The 17,898-nt window shown below is 41.4% G+C and carries 14 protein-coding genes; 1 reads left to right on the forward strand and 13 read right to left on the reverse strand.

Annotated elements, in window-relative coordinates; translation table 11 throughout:
* Window positions 1-2: 2 nt before the first annotated feature.
* The 8 genes from PR834_RS13250 to PR834_RS13285 all read right to left on the reverse strand — a co-directional run bounded on the left by PR834_RS13250 (window position 3) and on the right by PR834_RS13285 (window position 8,314).
* On the reverse strand, window positions 3-812 hold the full coding sequence (locus PR834_RS13250; RefSeq protein ID WP_004259316.1) for a class I fructose-bisphosphate aldolase: 810 nt from the start codon (window positions 810-812) through the stop codon (window positions 3-5).
* Between the two features lie 30 nt (window positions 813-842).
* Window positions 843-1,802 carry a D-2-hydroxyacid dehydrogenase gene (locus tag PR834_RS13255; RefSeq protein WP_096864453.1) on the reverse strand — a complete coding sequence of 320 codons (960 nt, stop codon included), beginning with the start codon at window positions 1,800-1,802 and terminating at the stop codon, window positions 843-845.
* 244 nt (window positions 1,803-2,046) lie between these two features.
* On the reverse strand, window positions 2,047-3,300 hold the full coding sequence (locus PR834_RS13260; RefSeq protein WP_181488713.1) for an amino acid deaminase: 1,254 nt from the start codon (window positions 3,298-3,300) through the stop codon (window positions 2,047-2,049).
* A 9-nt stretch (window positions 3,301-3,309) separates the two neighbouring features.
* Window positions 3,310-4,773, reverse strand: coding sequence for a sodium:solute symporter family protein (locus PR834_RS13265; RefSeq protein WP_196725366.1), 1,464 nt, complete (start codon window positions 4,771-4,773; stop codon window positions 3,310-3,312).
* Between the two features lie 24 nt (window positions 4,774-4,797).
* Window positions 4,798-5,190, reverse strand: coding sequence for a RidA family protein (locus PR834_RS13270; RefSeq protein ID WP_004259329.1), 393 nt, complete (start codon window positions 5,188-5,190; stop codon window positions 4,798-4,800).
* A 13-nt stretch (window positions 5,191-5,203) separates the two neighbouring features.
* Window positions 5,204-6,640, reverse strand: a complete 1,437-nt coding sequence (locus PR834_RS13275) for an N-acyl-D-amino-acid deacylase family protein (RefSeq protein WP_096864451.1) — start codon at window positions 6,638-6,640, stop codon at window positions 5,204-5,206.
* A gap of 18 nt (window positions 6,641-6,658) precedes the next feature.
* Complete coding sequence (locus tag PR834_RS13280; protein WP_004259334.1) at window positions 6,659-7,285, reverse strand: 2-dehydro-3-deoxy-6-phosphogalactonate aldolase; 627 nt, start codon at window positions 7,283-7,285, stop codon at window positions 6,659-6,661.
* A 33-nt stretch (window positions 7,286-7,318) separates the two neighbouring features.
* Window positions 7,319-8,314 carry a 2-dehydro-3-deoxygalactonokinase gene (locus tag PR834_RS13285; RefSeq protein WP_272536703.1) on the reverse strand — a complete coding sequence of 332 codons (996 nt, stop codon included), beginning with the start codon at window positions 8,312-8,314 and terminating at the stop codon, window positions 7,319-7,321.
* Between the two features lie 246 nt (window positions 8,315-8,560).
* On the opposite strand from PR834_RS13285, the gene PR834_RS13290 reads away from it, so the two are divergent.
* Entirely contained in the window at window positions 8,561-9,343 is a 783-nt protein-coding gene (locus PR834_RS13290) for an IclR family transcriptional regulator (RefSeq protein WP_036958066.1), read from the forward strand.
* A 116-nt stretch (window positions 9,344-9,459) separates the two neighbouring features.
* Here the strand turns inward: PR834_RS13290 and narI are convergent, their stop codons facing one another.
* The 5 genes from narI to PR834_RS13315 form a co-directional block, all read right to left on the reverse strand.
* Window positions 9,460-10,137 carry a respiratory nitrate reductase subunit gamma gene (gene narI / locus PR834_RS13295; RefSeq protein WP_004259342.1) on the reverse strand — a complete coding sequence of 226 codons (678 nt, stop codon included), beginning with the start codon at window positions 10,135-10,137 and terminating at the stop codon, window positions 9,460-9,462.
* Window positions 10,134-10,856 (reverse strand): nitrate reductase molybdenum cofactor assembly chaperone, encoded by a 723-nt coding sequence (narJ, locus tag PR834_RS13300; RefSeq protein ID WP_196725364.1) that lies wholly within the window; start codon window positions 10,854-10,856, stop codon window positions 10,134-10,136. The genes narI and narJ overlap by 4 nt, the downstream gene beginning before the upstream one ends.
* Window positions 10,853-12,394, reverse strand: coding sequence for a nitrate reductase subunit beta (narH, locus tag PR834_RS13305; protein ID WP_094962391.1), 1,542 nt, complete (start codon window positions 12,392-12,394; stop codon window positions 10,853-10,855). The genes narJ and narH overlap by 4 nt, the downstream gene beginning before the upstream one ends.
* A complete protein-coding gene (locus tag PR834_RS13310) occupies window positions 12,394-16,155 on the reverse strand; it encodes a nitrate reductase subunit alpha (RefSeq protein WP_272536704.1) in 3,762 nt (1,253 codons plus the stop codon). The genes narH and PR834_RS13310 overlap by 1 nt, the downstream gene beginning before the upstream one ends.
* Window positions 16,156-16,222: 67 nt before the next feature.
* Complete coding sequence (locus PR834_RS13315; RefSeq protein WP_094962389.1) at window positions 16,223-17,623, reverse strand: NarK family nitrate/nitrite MFS transporter; 1,401 nt, start codon at window positions 17,621-17,623, stop codon at window positions 16,223-16,225.
* Between the last annotated feature and the right edge of the window lie 275 nt (window positions 17,624-17,898).

Below are 17,898 nucleotides of genomic sequence, written 5' to 3' on the forward strand. Positions count from 1 at the left end.
AGTTATTTGCCACCAGCTTGCTTATATTCCGCGATAGCTTGGTCAACCGAACAATCATCATTAATTAATGCATTCAGAGCCTTAATGACTGCTGTTGGGTTTTCGTGCTGCCATACGAAGCGCCCGTATGTCACACCACCAACACCAATATCTAATGCTTTACGTGTATTTGTTAGGAAGCTAACAAGATCACTCCCCATATCACCGCCAGCTAAAGCAACCATTGCTGGGCAGCTATCAACGACTGATTTAAATGTCTCAGGGGAACCTGACCAAAGTGTTTTGATGATATCGACACCTAGCTCAGCGCCTGCGCGAACACAGTAAGCGAGATTTTTCGCATCAAAACTATCTTCAATCATTGGACCTTTTGGATAAATATGCGCGACTAAAGGCAGTCCCGCGGAAGCAGCGGCTTTTGATACTTGACCTAAAAATGTCAATTGCTGTGCTTGTTCAGGTCCTCCCATAATACAACCAACTGAAATTGCATCTGCTCCTAAACGAATCGCTTCTTCAACGTCAGCAACGGGTGTGTCATAAGCTTCATGGTAAGGTATGGAATAACTTGTCGCTTTCATGATGATAGAAACATCGGAAGCAACATACGGAGGATAAACCTTTTCAATAATACCTTTATGCATCGTAATGGCATCAGGTGCACCCGCAACAACCTGTTTCATGACAGATTTAATATCACCAATTCCCGGTAATACACCACGTGTAATCGGATGATCCATAGTAATCGCAAGAAGGCGGCCAGATTTTTTATTTAATAATCTTTTTAAACGAATTTCTTTTCCTAAAAACATATTAATGACCTCTTTAAATCAATGAGTGAATTAATTAACTAAATTTTGAGGATGGCCAGATAAAAAGGCTTCGATATTGTCCATCATCATGTCTGATAAGGTTTGTATGGCTTCAAAACTAGCCCATGAAATATGAGGGGTAAGAATAAAATTTGATAACTGAGTTAATTTCATCATATAGCTTTCTTTTTCGGGTGGTTCTGAAATGCAAACATCAAACCCTGCACCTAATATTTTATTATTTATTAGAGCGCCATATAATGCTTCTTCATTAACGATCCCACCTCGTGCTGTATTAATTAAAATACAAGACGGTTTCATCTGTTCGAATTCTGAAAAGCTAATTAAATCCTTGGTGGATTTGAGTAATGGACAATGAATAGAAATAATATCACTTTTCGCAATAACATCCTCAAATGGTGTATATAGTGGGCCCATATTATTCGTGCCTTTGTATGTGGAAAATAACACCTTCATACCAAAAGCTTTTGCGATATCAGCAACTGCCTTACCTAAGACACCATCACCAATAATACCAAGCGTCGACCCAGCTAAATTATTAATTTTATAATCAAAATAACAAAACTGGCCTGATTCTTGCCAACGACCATTTCGTACTGATTGTGCATAGGCTAATAAGCTACGACGTAAGGCTAAAATCAAGGTAAACGTATGCTCAGGCACTGTATTTATTGCATAATTTCTGATGTTAGAAACTAATATATTACGCTCATTACAAGCACCAATATCAATCACATCCGTTCCTGTTGCAGCGACAGAAATGAATTTGAGTTGCTTTGCAGATTCAATAATTTTTTTAGTGATTTTTACTTTATTGGTAATAATAATGTTTGCATTTTTCACTCGTTCAATAATTTCATCTTCCGATGTTTTCCCATATAGTTCTAAACTATATTCTTTATTTATTTTCTTAATATTTATTCCTTCAGGGAAAGTGTCATGATCGAGAAACACGATTTTAACTGTCATTTTTATTACCACCCAATTAATCAACAAAATGAATGTCAATTAGACTTTTTGATTTAATAAAATTATATAATTCGCTTATCAGGAAGGCATTGTAAGAATGACTAGTTTTTAACGTGAAAAATTGAATATAATTGTGCAAATGCACAATTTGTTATGAATTCGATCACAAGAATGTGATGAATAAAAAAATCGGCCACTTAAAACAAGTGACCGATATAAAATAAAGTGAGTTAATAATACAACATTAGAAAAAGGTCGGCATTTCCTCTATAACATCATATTTATCATCAACAAGATAAATCACTTTCCATTTATCAAATGTAATACAGGGGTGAGATGTCCCAAATATTAGTATATCGCCAACTTGGAAATCACAATTTTCATCAAAAGATAAAATGGCATGTTGGTCCATTAAACCGACTGTTTTTGCACTATTAGTTTGAAAACAGACTGGCTTACCCTCTCGATATTGCATTAGAGGCTGAGGCAAACCTGCATCAAAGGCGACATCCCTTTTACCAAAATTAACAATCGCTCGTCCTTTCTCAGGCACAGACTGAATTAATGCCACGATTTCCATCGCTGGCATTAAATCGCCATCTAACTGGCAGGCCACACTGTCCCGCATTTTCAATGCGTTCTGGGCTTCATCATAAATACCGTGGTCATGTGTAATATAGCATCCAGGGCGGATCACAAACCGAATAGGTTTAGAAAGATGAAACTCTGCCATCTTTTTACTGACAAGATCATACCAAACTGAACCTGCCCCAGTTATTAATAACTCCCCTGAATAGCGTGCAAATACACCTAAGTTATCCAGTTTTTGACTGGTGGTTAACACTCGCTGTAAAAATTGCTGTATCTCTTCAATATCCTTTTGGGCATCATCGCTATGAATAACGCCTTCGTAGAATTCAATGCCAGCAATCATTAAAGAAGGAAGTTTGGTTAACTCATTTGCCAATGTGATGGCTTCTTCTTCACTTCGACATCCACAGCGTCCACCATTAACCCCTAACTCAATCAGAACATTTATGGTTAAATCTAATGATGAAAAAATGGCAGCCAGCTGTTTTGCATGAATCACATTATCAACACAACAATAAATATTGGCTTGATTTAATTGCACTAGTTCCGCAAGTAATCGAATATTGGTTTTACCCACGACTTGATTAGCAATAATGATATTCTTAACACCTGACTCCACTGCCACCTTGGCTTGATAAGCTGTTCCTACACTTAGCCCCCATGCACCTTGAGCAATTTGTCGTTTAAAAATGGCAGGCGTCATGGTGGTCTTACCGTGTGGAGACAACGAAACATTCGCCACATTCGAATAATGCTGCATCCATGCAATGTTATTCTCCAATTCATTACGCTTTACTACCACCGCTGGTAAACACACATCCTCATGTAGGACATTCACCGAAATACCATCCTGATTTAATATGGCTGACTTATGAACTACGCCCGCCAATGCATTCAGTTTCGTCATTCTCTTCCCTCAACTTGCTGGTTGCTGACTTTTGGCTGTGTTTTCTCTTTCGTGAGTAATGTTTTCTAGTACTTCTTCACGACTGAGTTTATTCTTTGGTGTTATCAATGTCACAACAACCGCACAGACCAAACTGATGACTAATGCAGGGATTACTGGGTTGCCTAATTTTGCAGACCATTCTGGCGTCAAAATGATCGCTAATGATGTTGAACTCCCCGCAACCAATGCAGCAATACAACCTTGCCAGTTAAAACGATGCCAAAATTTACCCAATAACACGGTCACACACAGGCCTGACATAATCATTGAAATCATTTTTGTAATGTAGCCGATAATGTCATTTGAAGTTAATGCAAAGACAAGTGCTAACAAGATGACGCCAAGTAAGAAGATACGGGATAAATTGATCGCTTTCTCAGGTGGTGGCATCTTACCAGTTACCATCGTATAGATATCACGTAGGATAATAGAAACACCCGCGATAGCATCTGAGCTACCTGATGACATATTGGCAGACATACCTGCAATCAATACCACCATTGCTAATACGTGCGGTAAAGCGTTAGTTGCATATAAGAAAGCAAAGCTGCTGTTTTCTAAATTCGGTTCCATCACATGAGTTGCCATGCCGATAATCGCTGGTAGGAACGAAAAGCCCATATACAGTAAACCTGTAATAATAAAGGACTGACGGATAGCTTTAGTGGATGCCGCTGAATAAATACGTTGGCGATATGACGGTGTCGCTAACACACCAATACCAATGACCACAGCCAATGATATCGCAGGTAAAATGCCTAATTTACCAATACCAAATAAAGTAAAGGCGTCAGGGTCTGTGCTCTTAACAACAACATCCCAACCACCGACATAACTTACCGAAGCAACCGCTAGAATGATAAATCCGAGGAATAAAACAATTGATTGCAGTGTATCAATCCATGAAACCGCTTTATAGCCACCAATCCCCACGTAAAAAACAAAGCCAACCGCGATAATGATCTTCGCAACAGTAATATCAATATCTGCCGCCCATGCTAGATATAAGCCGCCTCCAAGAATATGAGCGCCGAGCCAGCCTATCGATGCCAAGAATATTAATAGCGCAACCAAGTTTTTCACTAAACGGCTGCCGCCTGTGTAATAGCAGATCTCTTCACTCATGGTCATAAAGCGATAATTTCTTACTGGTGCAAATAGCCAAGCCGTTAGTAAGATCCCCGTCGCTCCACCAATCCCATACAACATTCCCGCCCAGCCATTGGAATAGCCAAAACTGACTGCACCGATACTCGAGCCCGTTCCCACCATCGTCCCGACGGTTGAACCGAGAGTGAGTAGCATCGGGAGCTTTCTTCCACCAAGAATGAAATCTTCACCCGTTTTTTGATGCCTTGTGACATACCAACCCACAAACATCATCACAAATGCATATAACAAAAACCACATTAAGAAATTATTATGTTCCATAGTAGCCTCTCATCGCCTTAGCAATTAAGATTTGAATTTGCTGTTGAAGCAGGTAATATCCACTTCAACCATACAATCGACGACAAGGTCAGCGACAAAGCACACCCGTGCAGGTGGATTATCTGCAAAGAATTGCTGAAATACTTTATTAAAAGATTGGAAATAGCGCGCATCACTTAATACCACTTTCATATGCACAATATCTTGCGTCGCAAATCCCGCATCTTTCATAATGTTTAAACAATTCTCGATAGCCAATTTAGATTGAGCGATAATTCCGCCATCAATCACTTCCCCGTCAATCATGGGTGTTTGCCCTGAAACATACAGCCATCCGTCAGCTAACACGGCCTTAGCAAAAGGCAAAGATTGCCCGCCAGTACCTTTTGAGCCTTCAATTCCGAATCTTTTAATCATTTTTATCTCTCTTTTATTTATTTCTTTCTAAGAATTTACCTGCTCTATTCCCTGTCATTTCTTTTTTGGTATAGGTCAGAACACCATTAACAAACACATATTCAATACCATCCGCTTTTTGTTTTGGGTCTTGGAACGTGGCTGTTTCATTAATTTTTTTAGGGTCAAATACAACGATATCTGCAAAATAATTTTCTTGGATAAGGCCTCTATCCTTTAAAGAAAAACGTTGTGCTGACATGCCTGTCATTTTGTAAATCGCGGTGGTCATTGGGAAAAGCTGCTCATCACGGCTATAGTGGCTAATAACTCGTGGGAAAGTTCCCCAAAGGCGTGGATGTGGATTAGGGTCACGTGGTAAGCCATCAGAACCCACCATACTGCTTGGATGCTGTAACACACGACGAACATCATCTTCGTGCATTTGGAAATAAATCGCTCCCGCAGGAACAATTTTTTCAGCAACTTGGAAAACATCGCTACTCCACATAGCGGCTATTTCTTTTAATGTCTTACCCGCAACGTCAGGGAATGGTGTCGACCAAGTTATTAGGATGTCATAGTCTTCAGTAACTTGTGTGATATCTAAGTTTGATGAACCCGCACGATATGGGTAACAATCACAATTGATATCCTGCATGGCTTGGTATTTTTCAATGAGGGCAAGCGTTTCTTTTGTACGTCCCCAGTTTTTTGCACCAGCGCACTTATGGTGGGAAATTTGCACAGGAACTTTTGCATGACGGCCGATATGGAAGGCTTCATGCATCGCATCAATGATACCGTCATATTCAGTTCGCATATGAGTGGTATAAATTCCCTGATGCTCTGCTAATAATTCAGCCAACTCACAAATTTCTTCAGTCGAAGAATTAATTGCGTTACCGTAAGATAAACCAGTGCTTAATCCTAAAGCCCCTTCATCTAACGCACAGGCCAATACTTGCTTCATATGAGCGATATTGTCTTGTGTCGCTGGTTTTAATAAGTCTGTCACACAATTATTTCTTAAGGTTGTATGCCCTATTAACGTCGCAACATTAACGGTTGGCATCACATTATTAATTTTTTGTTTATAACTGGCTAAATCAGAAAATTGAAATTCGTTTAACTCACCTAATAAATTAATTGGGTCAGGAACTTCATCCTTTAATGTTGCACACGCTGCACTGATACCACAATTACCAACAATAATTGTCGTTACACCTTGTGATGTTTTTTCAATATATTCAGGCTTATCAATCACAATTAAATCGTCATGAGTATGCACATCAATAAATCCAGGTGATAAAATCAAGCCTGAGCAGTCAATTATTTTTTCAGTATCTTCACTTATATTTTTTGATATTTTAATAATCCGTTCATCTTTAACTGCAATATCACTGACAAACTCGCTTTTACCACTACCATCTATTACAGTGGCATTTTTAAAAACATAATCGTATTTCATTTTAATATCTCTTTAGGATTAATTAGTTTGATTTTTAAATGCGATATATGCAGATATAAATGCTTTCGCTTTTTCTCTGGTTTTCTCTGGTGTTTGGCCTATTTGGTAAAGATCATTTCCCAGTCCTGCACCATGGCAGCCAATACCTAGGTATTCATGCAGATTATTCGGAGTGATGCCTCCTACCGCATAAATAGCAATATTTTTTGGGAGCACTGACATCAGCGATTTCACATAATTAACCCCAAAAGGCGCTGTAGGGAAAATTTTTAAATTAACAGCACCGGCGTCAATCGCGGTAAAAGCTTCTGTTGCTGTTGCACAACCTGGAAATATTTCCATCTTATTTTCAAGAGCAGTAGTGATCACAGAAACGTTAATATTGGGAGTGACAATAATTTTAGCGTTCATTATTGCCAACTTTTCAACATTGCTTTTATTGAGCACAGTACCGGCACCAATTTTCAATTTATCTCCATAGTTTTCAATCGCTAATGGAATACTTTTTTCCCACTCGGGAGAGTTAAGAGGAATTTCTATATAATTAAAACCTTCATCTGCAAGGATAGCGATATGTTCTAAAACTTCGTCAGGTTTTATTCCCCGTAATATTGCAATAAGCGGTATTTCATTTTTAGAATTCATAACAATCACCTAATAAAAAACCATTAATAGTATTTATTTGCATTGCGTTTCTTTTAATATTGAAATTGCACCCAATCCAGAAAAAGGCTGTTCCTTTTTATCGTCTAATAGGTGTATTTCCCCAGTGAAGTAACTATCATTTTTAATTAACTCTTTAAGTGCATCCGCTAAAATAGGTTTTCCACTAATAACAATTTTTATATCGCTAGTAATATTAAGAGCTTGGCTATGTTTTATTGCGAGTAAATCTGACGCCAAAATAGCTCCCAATAAAAAACTTGAGCGTTGGTCAAGTGTCGCTTCCGTGAAAAGGTCTAGTAGCCTCACCGAAAAACAACTTCTCGCAATCCCTACTTGCAGACTAAGTTCAGCACCTCTGCGTAAATATTCTTTATCTAAATATTGAACAAACTGGTGTTCTAAAGAACTGGCTAAGATAGTCTGGTGCGTTAATGTATCGAAAATTTCCCCAGCCATCGTTGTTGCCAATGCAACCACATTATTTTTTTCATCAAGACGTACAAACTTAGAATGTGACCCAGGTAAAATGACTAAGGCAGGGCCAAGATCCGGTTGCTGTGTTAGAATGCCAAAAACTTCAACTTCTTCACCACGCATTACATCTATACTTTCAATTGAATCAAACGTCATATTTGCCACGTTATTTTTAACGCCTGGTATAAAAATAATCGGTTTTTCACTGATCTCTTTGATAACACAAGGCATTGTGGCTTTAGCAAGTTGCTGCATTGAAACGGGGGTCACTTGGTGAGGTAAGTGACACAGCCCAATTTCGGATGTAATCATACCTGATGCAACGAGCTGATAATTTTCTCTTTCTTCGGCACTCACCCCTGACAACAGCTTATCTAGTACTGTTTTTATCGATTGAATTAACAGCGTTTTATCGCCATTTTTTGCACAATCCCTAATACCAACTTCAACACTTTGTTCACGAACAACCGCGTTATTTTTCCATGCTCTAACTCGGGTATTCGTTGTCCCTGTATCAATGGTCACTATCAACATGTTTATCCCTTTAAAATAACGGAACATCGTTCCTTTTTTTAATAACATACATTAAAAATTAGGAATGTCGTTCCGATTTTGTAAGAATAACGACAGCGATCACAATCAAAAAGTCAAACTCAATGAAGATCAATACATTACGTACTGCATGTTTTTTCAGAGAAAAAGGTAACATCGAGGTAAAAATGGAACGGCGTTTAAAAAATGAGTACAATGAGAGGGCTTAGCGTGAGTGAGGAACCTACGATGACGAAAGAAAGTCAAGCAAACTCGTCGAGTATCGACAGAGTACTGACCATACTTGAAGAGATTAGTAACCATTCTGACGGAATTTCTTTGGCCGAATTGGTCAAAAATACGGAGATTCCAAAAACCACGGCTTTTCGCGTATTAGAAACACTAAAAGAGCGTCAATATGTCAGCTTAGACCATCTTACAGAACGCTATAACCTTGACTTAAAAAGCCTCGAATTAGGCATTAAAGGCTTAATGAATGTTAATTTAGTTGAAGTTTCAATCCCTTATTTAAAAACGTTGTCGAGTTCAACGTTTGAAACTTGCTTTTTAGGAGTTTATAACAGTGGCCATGTGGTCTACCTCTATAAAAGTGAAGGAACGCTATCCATTCAAACCTCCGCAAAACTGGGTGCTCGACTACCCGCTTATTGTACTGGTATAGGGAAAGCTTTATTAGCCTTCCAGCCGTTAGAAGAAATTGATGCTGTACTAGATAAACCATTAACCAAATACACTGAAAAAACAGTTATCGATCGCATGAAACTGTATGAAGTTTTGGCTGATATTCGTTTAAAAGGCTTTTCTTTAGATGATGAAGAAAATGAAGAAGGGCTCACCTGTGTGGCAAGGCCGATATTTAATTATACCGGTAATATTATCGGCGCGATTAGTGTCGCTGGGCCGACTCACAGAATGGTTTCCAAAATAGACCGTGTTAATGAAGAACTTGCCCACGTTTGCTTACTGATTTCCCGCCGCCTTGGCTATATTGAGCCAACCAACACTAAATAAAACAAAAAACCCCATCTCCTATGAGATGGGGCGCCAAAATAGCAATATTTGTTGTTTACACAAGAACAAGTTGTGCAAAAGCAATGTACTGGCCCACCTCCTTGTGGAACCCAAACCTAATGGCGATTTCTCACCAATTGATACCGACGAGTCAGGTATTCGATAGGTGCACTCCAAATGTGCACTAAACGGCAGAATGGGAAGAGTAAAAATATCGTCATCCCCAACACAATATGCAGTTTAAAAACAATGCCAACCCCTTCAAGGTAATTGGATGCCCCCCAATGGAATGTCACAATAGACTGTGCCCATCCCACTAATTTCAACATTTCGCTACCATCCATATGTTGTGCTGAGAATGGAATGGTAAGTAACCCTAAGCAAACTTGCACCACCAGCAAGGTTAAGATCATGATGTCACCAAAGGATGAAGTTGCTCTCACTCGTGGGTTTGTCAGGCGGCGCTTCAATAGCATCGCGCCACCAATTAACATCATCACACCTGCTGATCCCCCACCTATCATCGCCATTAACTGCTTAATGTGCATTGGCAGAAAAGATTCATACATCCAATGAGGCGTTAACATACCTAAAAAGTGCCCGACAAAAATCCCAATAATCCCCAAATGGAATAAGTTTGATGCCAAACGCATGTTCTTTTTATCCAACATTTGGCTGGAACCCGCTCGCCACGTGTATTGCCCGTAATCGTAACGTAACCAACTACCGACAATAAATACCGTCCCAGCGATATAGGGGTAAATATCGAAGAAAAATTGATTGATAAAATTCATTTTTGAACTCCTACATGGCAGCCCACACTGAGATCCAAATACTGTGGTACCACCGCATTGGCGAAGCGATGTTGATGCGCTGCAACTTCGCTACCACATGTTTTTTCATCGGCAAAAAATTTCACTTGCTCCTCTTCCCAAACTGCATCTAGCGCCTCTGGGGTATCATCCCGTACTTCGGTTGCGACTTGTTTGCTTAATTGCTCCGCAGCAATGTCGCTATGGGAAAGCTCAAGTAAAAAATCAAATAAAACAGAGAAACGGCTTTCTCGCTGTTTCAACCTTTCCCCTAACAGCGCTAAAATTGGCGCAATATCCTGTAGCCCCTCGATAGTTTCATCGGTCGGTAATGCCGTGAGGTATTCCAAATAAATGGGCAAATGATCGGGTAATTCACGGCAATCAATTTGCAAACCCTGTTGCTGATATTGAGCCATTAAATCAACCATCGCTTGCCCTCGGTCTCGGGATTCGCCATGTACATGCTCAAATAGCAATAATGATGTCGCGCGCCCTCTATCAAACAGTTCACAATATTGCGCCTGCATATCAAGTAAGTCTTCGTTGAGATACTCACGCACAAACACCATCAGTTGAACAGCCCGTGTGACAGGCAGCTCATCAGCCTGTTCTAGCGCTTCAATGAGCTCATCACGATGTAACCAAAGCGCTTCCGAAGGGTATTCCAATAACCGAGAAATCACTTTTAGTGTCATCATAGTGCTTTCTCCTGATTATTTTTTGGTGTGATATCAATGGCGTCAATGCGCCTGCTATTAAATAAATTCGCTTTGCTATCGCTGCCGTGGCAACCATCACCAAAACTAAAGCCACAAGCTTTCGCTTCAGGGAATGCTTCACGCGCCAATTCTCGATGACTGGATGGAATGACAAAACGGTCTTCATAGTTAGCAATGGCTAAATAGCGGTACATTTCTTGTGCCTGAGCTTGTGTTAAGCCGACTTGCTCTAATGCACTGGTATCACATTGGTTTTCCACGGTTTCTGCCCGTTTGAAATGGCGCATCGCTAACATACGTTTTAACGCCAATAACACCGGTTCGGTATCCCCTGCGGTTAACAAATTCGCAAGGTATTGCACTGGAATGCGTAAACTTTCGACATCCGGCAATACACCTTTATTAGCTAATAGCCCTGAATCCGCCACTGACTGGATCGGTGACAAAGGTGGTACATACCACACCATTGGTAACGTGCGGTATTCAGGGTGTAATGGCAGAGCTAAGCGCCATTCCATCGCCATTTTGTACACTGGAGATTTCTGTGCCGCATCGATCACACTTAATGGGATCCCTTGTTTTTGCGCTTCTTCAATCACTTTTGGATCATGGGGATCAAGGAAAACATCAAGTTGGCTCTGGTAAAGGTCGGTTTCCTTTTCGACACTGGCAGCCGACTCAATTTTATCGGCGTCATACAGCAATACCCCTAAATAGCGGATACGACCAACACAGGTTTCAGAGCAAACCGTTGGCATACCTGACTCAATACGTGGGTAACAGAAAATACATTTTTCTGATTTACCGCTTTTCCAATTGAAATAGATTTTTTTATACGGGCAACCAGTTAAGCACATACGCCAGCCACGGCATTTGTCTTGGTCAATCAAAACAATACCGTCTTCTGAGCGCTTATAAATTGCACCACTTGGGCAGGTCGCGACGCAAGCTGGGTTTAAACAATGTTCACACAGGCGTGGCAAATACATCATGAACGTATTTTCAAACTGCCCATACATCTCTTTTTGAATATGTTCAAAGTTTTTATCTTGGGCTCGTTTGGCGAATTCACCGCCTAAATCATCTTCCCAGTTTGGTCCCATTTTCACGTTACTCATTCGCTCACCAGTAATTAATGAACGAGGGCGTGCTGTCGGTACGTGCTTATCTTCTTTAGCATTTTTTAAATGGCCGTAGTCATAATTAAACGGCTCATAATAATCATCCAAAGCAGGTACATCTGGGTTAGCGAAGATTTTTGATAAAACGCCAACTTTGTTCCCCATACGTGGAACCAATTTACCCTTAATGGTGCGGATCCAGCCTCCTTTCCATTTTTCTTGGTCTTCCCAATTATGGGGGTAACCAATACCTGGTTTGGTTTCGACGTTATTAAACCATGCGTATTCTACCCCTTCGCGGCTAGTCCACACGTTTTTACAGGTCACTGAGCAAGTGTGACAACCAATACATTTATCAAGGTTTAGCACCATGCCGACTTGAGAACGAATTTTCATTATGCTTTCTCCTTTCCGCTCAAGGTCTGCTGGTAGGCATCACCTTCACCATCCAGCCAGTCAACCTGTTTCATTTTGCGAACAACCACAAATTCATCACGATTAGAACCTACGGTTCCGTAATAATTGAAGCTATAGGCAAGGTGCGCATAGCCACCGATCATATGCGTAGGTTTCGGGCAAACACGCGTGACCGAATTATGAATTCCGCCACGTTGAGCCGTAATTTCAGAGCCTGGTAAGTTGATCAGCCGTTCTTGGGCGTGATACATCATGATCATGCCATCAGGAATACGTTGGCTAACGATCGCTTTAGCGGTTAATGCACCATTACTGTTAAAAGCTTCAACCCAATCGTTATCTTCAACACCCAGTTCGCGGGCATCTTCTTCGCTCAGCCAAACAACTGGACCACCGCGACCTAACGTCAACATTAATAAGTTGTCACTGTAAGTAGAGTGGATCCCCCATTTTTGGTGCGGTGTTAAAAAGTTCAGTGCTTTTTCTGGGAACCCATTGGATTTTTTCCCCATAAGTGGCTGAGCCGCTCGAGTGTCAATTGGTGGGCGATACACCACAAGGCTTTCCCCAAAGGCGCGCATCCATTCGTGATCTTGATACAATTGCTGACGACCACTGAGCGTCCGCCATGGGATCATTTCATGCACGTTGGTGTAACAGGCATTGTAAGAAACATGTTCATCTTCCAGCCCTGACCATGTAGGGCTTGAGATAATTTTACGCGGCTGCGCAACAATATCGCGAAAACGGATTTTTTCGTCTTCTTTATAACGAGCAAGATGAGTATGGTCGCGGCCCGTTACTTTGCTTAACGCATCCCATGCTTTTACTGCCACTTGCCCATTGGTTTCAGGTGCAAGTGTTAAAATGACTTCCGCGGCATCAATTGCCGTTTCAATTTTTGGCCGCCCAGCATTGGTACCATCAGGCTGGGTTTTATTGAGTTTTTTCAAGAAATCAATTTCATCTTGTGTATTCCAATTGATCCCTTTACCACCATTACCCAATTTATCCATCAATGGGCCAAGAGAGGTAAAACGTGCATAAGTATTTGGGTAGTCACGCTCAACACAGATAATATGCGGCGCTGTTTTCCCTGGAATAAGCTCGCATTGCCCTTTTTTCCAATCTCTAACATCAAAAGGCTGTGCCATCTCGGCTGCACTATCATGTTGAATCGGCAGCGTCACCACATCCGTTTCTTTGCCTAAGTGCCCAACGCTGACCTCAGAAAATGCTTTGGCAATCCCCTTATAAATTTCCCAATCGCTTTTGGATTCCCAAGCTGGGTCGACTGCAGCTGATAATGGGTGAATAAATGGATGCATATCCGAGGTATTCATATCGTCTTTTTCATACCAAGTAGCAGTCGGTAAAATAACGTCCGAGAACAGGCAGGTGCTCGACATTCTGAAGTCGAGAGTCACCACTAAGTCAACTTTCCCTTCTGCCGCTTTATCTTGCCATTCCACTTCTTCTGGTTTGACGCCGCCTTGTTGACCTAAGTCTTTGCCTTGAATACCATTTTCAGTTCCTAATAAGTATTTCAGTAAGTATTCATGGCCTTTCCCTGCGGAACCCAATAAATTTGAACGCCAAATAAACAGATTTCGTGGGAAATTTTGAGGGTCATCAGGTTGCTCTGAAGCAAAGCGAATATTCCCTTCTTTCAACTGCTTAACAGTATAGTCAGTGGGTGACATCCCTTCACTTTGAGCATTCTTCGCAATATTTAATGGGTTGACATTTAATTGTGGTGCTGACGGCAGCCACCCCATGCGTTCTGCACGTACATTCATATCAACCAAACTGCCGCTAAAGGCTTGCTTATCGGCTAGAGGCGATAACAACTCTTCTGTTGCGACTGTTTCATAACGCCATTGGCTTGAATGGTTATAAAAGAAAGATGTGCTATTCATATGGCGAGGTGGGCGCTGCCAGTCCAAACCAAAGGCTAAAGGTAACCAACCCGTTTGTGGCCGTAATTTCTCTTGCCCAACATAATGAGACCAGCCGCCGCCGCTTTGCCCAACGCAACCACAGAAAATCAACATATTGATAATCGCACGATAGGTCATATCCATGTGATACCAGTGGTTAATCCCTGCGCCAACAATCACCATAGAACGGCCATGGGTTTTCTCTGCGGTATCGGCAAACTCACGCGCTATGCGAATAATATTTTGGCGGCTAACCCCAGTGACTTTTTCCGCCCACGCAGGTGAATACGCTTTCATATCATCGTAATCAACCGCACAGTTTTCATCACCAAAACCACGGTCAATACCGTAGTTCGCTAGCATTAAATCATAAACACTAGTAACCAATGATTCGCTACCATCAGCTAACTGAATACGTTTAGTGGGCAGTTTATGTAATAAAACATCTTTAAGTTCAACATGCTGGAAGTGCTCACTTTCTAATCCACCAAAGTAAGGAAAACCAACATCGACAAATTCATCATGGCTATCTGCCAAGCTGAGTTTCATTTTAATGTTATGTGCATCTTGTCCAGCACGCGGTTCTAAATTCCATTTTTGGCCACCATCCCAACGGAATCCCATTGAACCTTGTGGAGCACATAATTCACCTGTCTCTTCATCAATCGCAATAGTTTTCCATTCGGCATTTTTTTCTTCGCCTAATGAATTATGTAAATCAGATGCCCGTAGCATGCGGCCTGCGGCATAAGAACCATCTTCACGCTTATCTAGCATGACAAGCATCGGCATATCGGTATAAGTGCGCACATATTCACGGAAGTATTCCGCTTCACGTTTTACATGGAATTCATTGAGGATCACATGCCCCATCGCCATTGCCATGGCGCTATCCGTTCCTTGTTTCGGGTTCAACCAATGGTCACATAATTTGGCAATTTCCGCGTAGTCTGGCGTCACCGCGACCGTTTTCGTCCCTTTATAACGCACTTCTGCAAAAAAGTGTGCGTCTGGCGTACGCGTTTGCGGTACGTTAGAACCCCAAGCAATAATATAAGACGAGTTGTACCAATCCGCTGATTCAGGTACGTCAGTTTGTTCGCCCCACGTCATGGGTGACGCAGGTGGCAAGTCACAATACCAGTCATAAAAACTTAAGCATGAGCCACCAATTAACGATAAATAGCGAGCACCCGAGGCGTAGGAAACCATCGACATCGCGGGAATTGGTGAAAAGCCAACAATGCGGTCAGGACCAAATTCTTTAATCGTCGCGACGTTCGCTGCCGCAATCAGTTCATTCACCTCCTGCCAGCTTGAGCGAACAAAACCACCACGACCACGAGCTTGTTTATAGCTTTGTGCCTTCTGTGGGTCATTGATAATAGATAGCCACGCTGCAACAGGGTCTTGCTGCTCCGCTTTTGCTTCACGCCATAGTTTAAGTAAGCGCTTACGCATCATTGGGTATTTAACACGGTTTGCGCTATATAAATACCAAGAGTAACTCGCACCACGAGGGCATCCTCTCGGCTCATGATCAGGTAAATCTGGGCGAGTTCGTGGGTAATCCGTCTGTTGAGTTTCCCAAGTCACTAACCCATTTTTGACATAAATCTTCCAGCTACAAGAGCCCGTACAATTGACACCATGGGTGGAACGCACGACTTTGTCATGCTGCCAGCGGCTACGATAACCATCTTCCCAATCACGGTTTACATTTAACTCTTGCCCGTGATCACCTGAAAAGGTTTCGCCCAACTGCTTAAAATACCGAAATCTATCTAAAAACTTGCTCATCGGATTGCCTCCAAAGAGACGGCGACCGGCGCCGTACATTGCTAAAATTGATTTTTATGACTTGTTATTATTTGTGTTTACGGCCGTATACCAGCCATGTGATAAACACACAGGAAAGATAAAATATAAAAAATACTTTCATTGCATCTGCCGGTGAACCCGTCAGTGTTAATGATGTACCGAACGCTTTTGGAATAAAGAAGCCACCTATTGCACCAATAGCAGAGATAAACCCTAAAGCTGCAGCACTTTCTGTTACCGCCTCTTTTTGGGCTTCTTGCTCTGAAGCTCCTCTTAAGATGGCTTTGTCCATGGTTAATTTACGAAAAACAACAGCAATCATTTGGAAGGTTGAGCCACTGCCTAGCCCTGCCGTTAAAAACAGCACCATAAATACGCCATAAAACGCCCCGAAAGAGCCTCCTTGACCGTTTTCTGGTAACGTAAAAAACAGCAAGCCGGAGAAAACAGCCATGACCACAAAGTTCAGTAATGTGACTTTCACACCACCAAAACGGTCAGATAACATGCCACCGACTGGGCGAGCTAACGCACCGAGGAAAGGGCCAAAAAAGGCAAACTTCAAGATAATGACGTCTGGAAACTGGGTTTTCGATAACATCGCGAAACCAGCAGAAAAACCGATAAACGAGCCGAATGTCGCCAGATATAACAGGCTTAATACCCATAGATGGCCACGTTTCAAAACAGGTAATTGTGCTTTAAGAGATGCCTTATTAGCCGCTAAGTCATTCATGCCAAACCAAGCCATTACCGTAAAAAGCAGTAGAAATGGCACCCAAATCCAAGCAGCATTTTCTAACCACAACGTTGAGCCATCAGGCTGAGCCGCTCCAGTCCCACCAACGAAAGTAAATACACCAACACCAACGATAAAAGGCGCCACTAATTGCATGACACTGACCCCTAAATTTCCTAGCCCACCATTCAGGCCAAGTGCACCGCCTTGGCGAGCTTTAGGGAAAAAGAAGCTGATATTGGCCATGCTGGATGCAAAGTTAGCGCCGGCAAAACCACAAAGTAGGGAAATAATGACAAAGACTTGATAAGGCGTGGCAGGGTTTTGAATCGCATAACCTAGCCAAATACATGGGATCACTAAAAACAGCGTACTAATAGCAGTCCAACGGCGCCCACCAAAAATAGGAATAACGAATGAATAAGGGACTCTTAATAAAGCACCTGAAACGGAAGGTAATGCGGTTAATAAAAATAATTGGTCTGTCGTAAAATTAAAACCCACTTTATTTAAATTAACCGCAACTGCACTAAATAACATCCATACGCAAAATGCGAGCAATAAACATGGAATAGAAATCCATAAATTACGATTGGCAATACGCTGCCCTGTTTGCTGCCAAAACCGAGTATCTTCAGGACGCCAATCCTGTATAACACCATTATTTGACTGTGCAGCTACACTATTAACATTATCTCGTTGAGACATAAATCACCCCGATAAATACAATTTCTGCTCGCAGTGTGTGGCGAATAGACCACCGTGAAGCTGATCTAAATCAAGAGAGATTTAAATGAAATATGCGTGATTTTTCTCGTTAACCACCAGAGGAGTATTAGGAGTACAAAACAATAATTGATTGAATTAAAACAAAAAAACTCATTGCCAGGTAATTTTATTTGTTGAAATTTAAAGCGAATAATTCAATGGGATATTAAGGAGTAATACCGAAGTGGCATATTCAATTTTATATAATAGAGAAA

The organism is Providencia sp. PROV182, from assembly GCF_028480325.1.
GTDB classification, from domain to species: domain Bacteria; phylum Pseudomonadota; class Gammaproteobacteria; order Enterobacterales; family Enterobacteriaceae; genus Providencia; species Providencia hangzhouensis.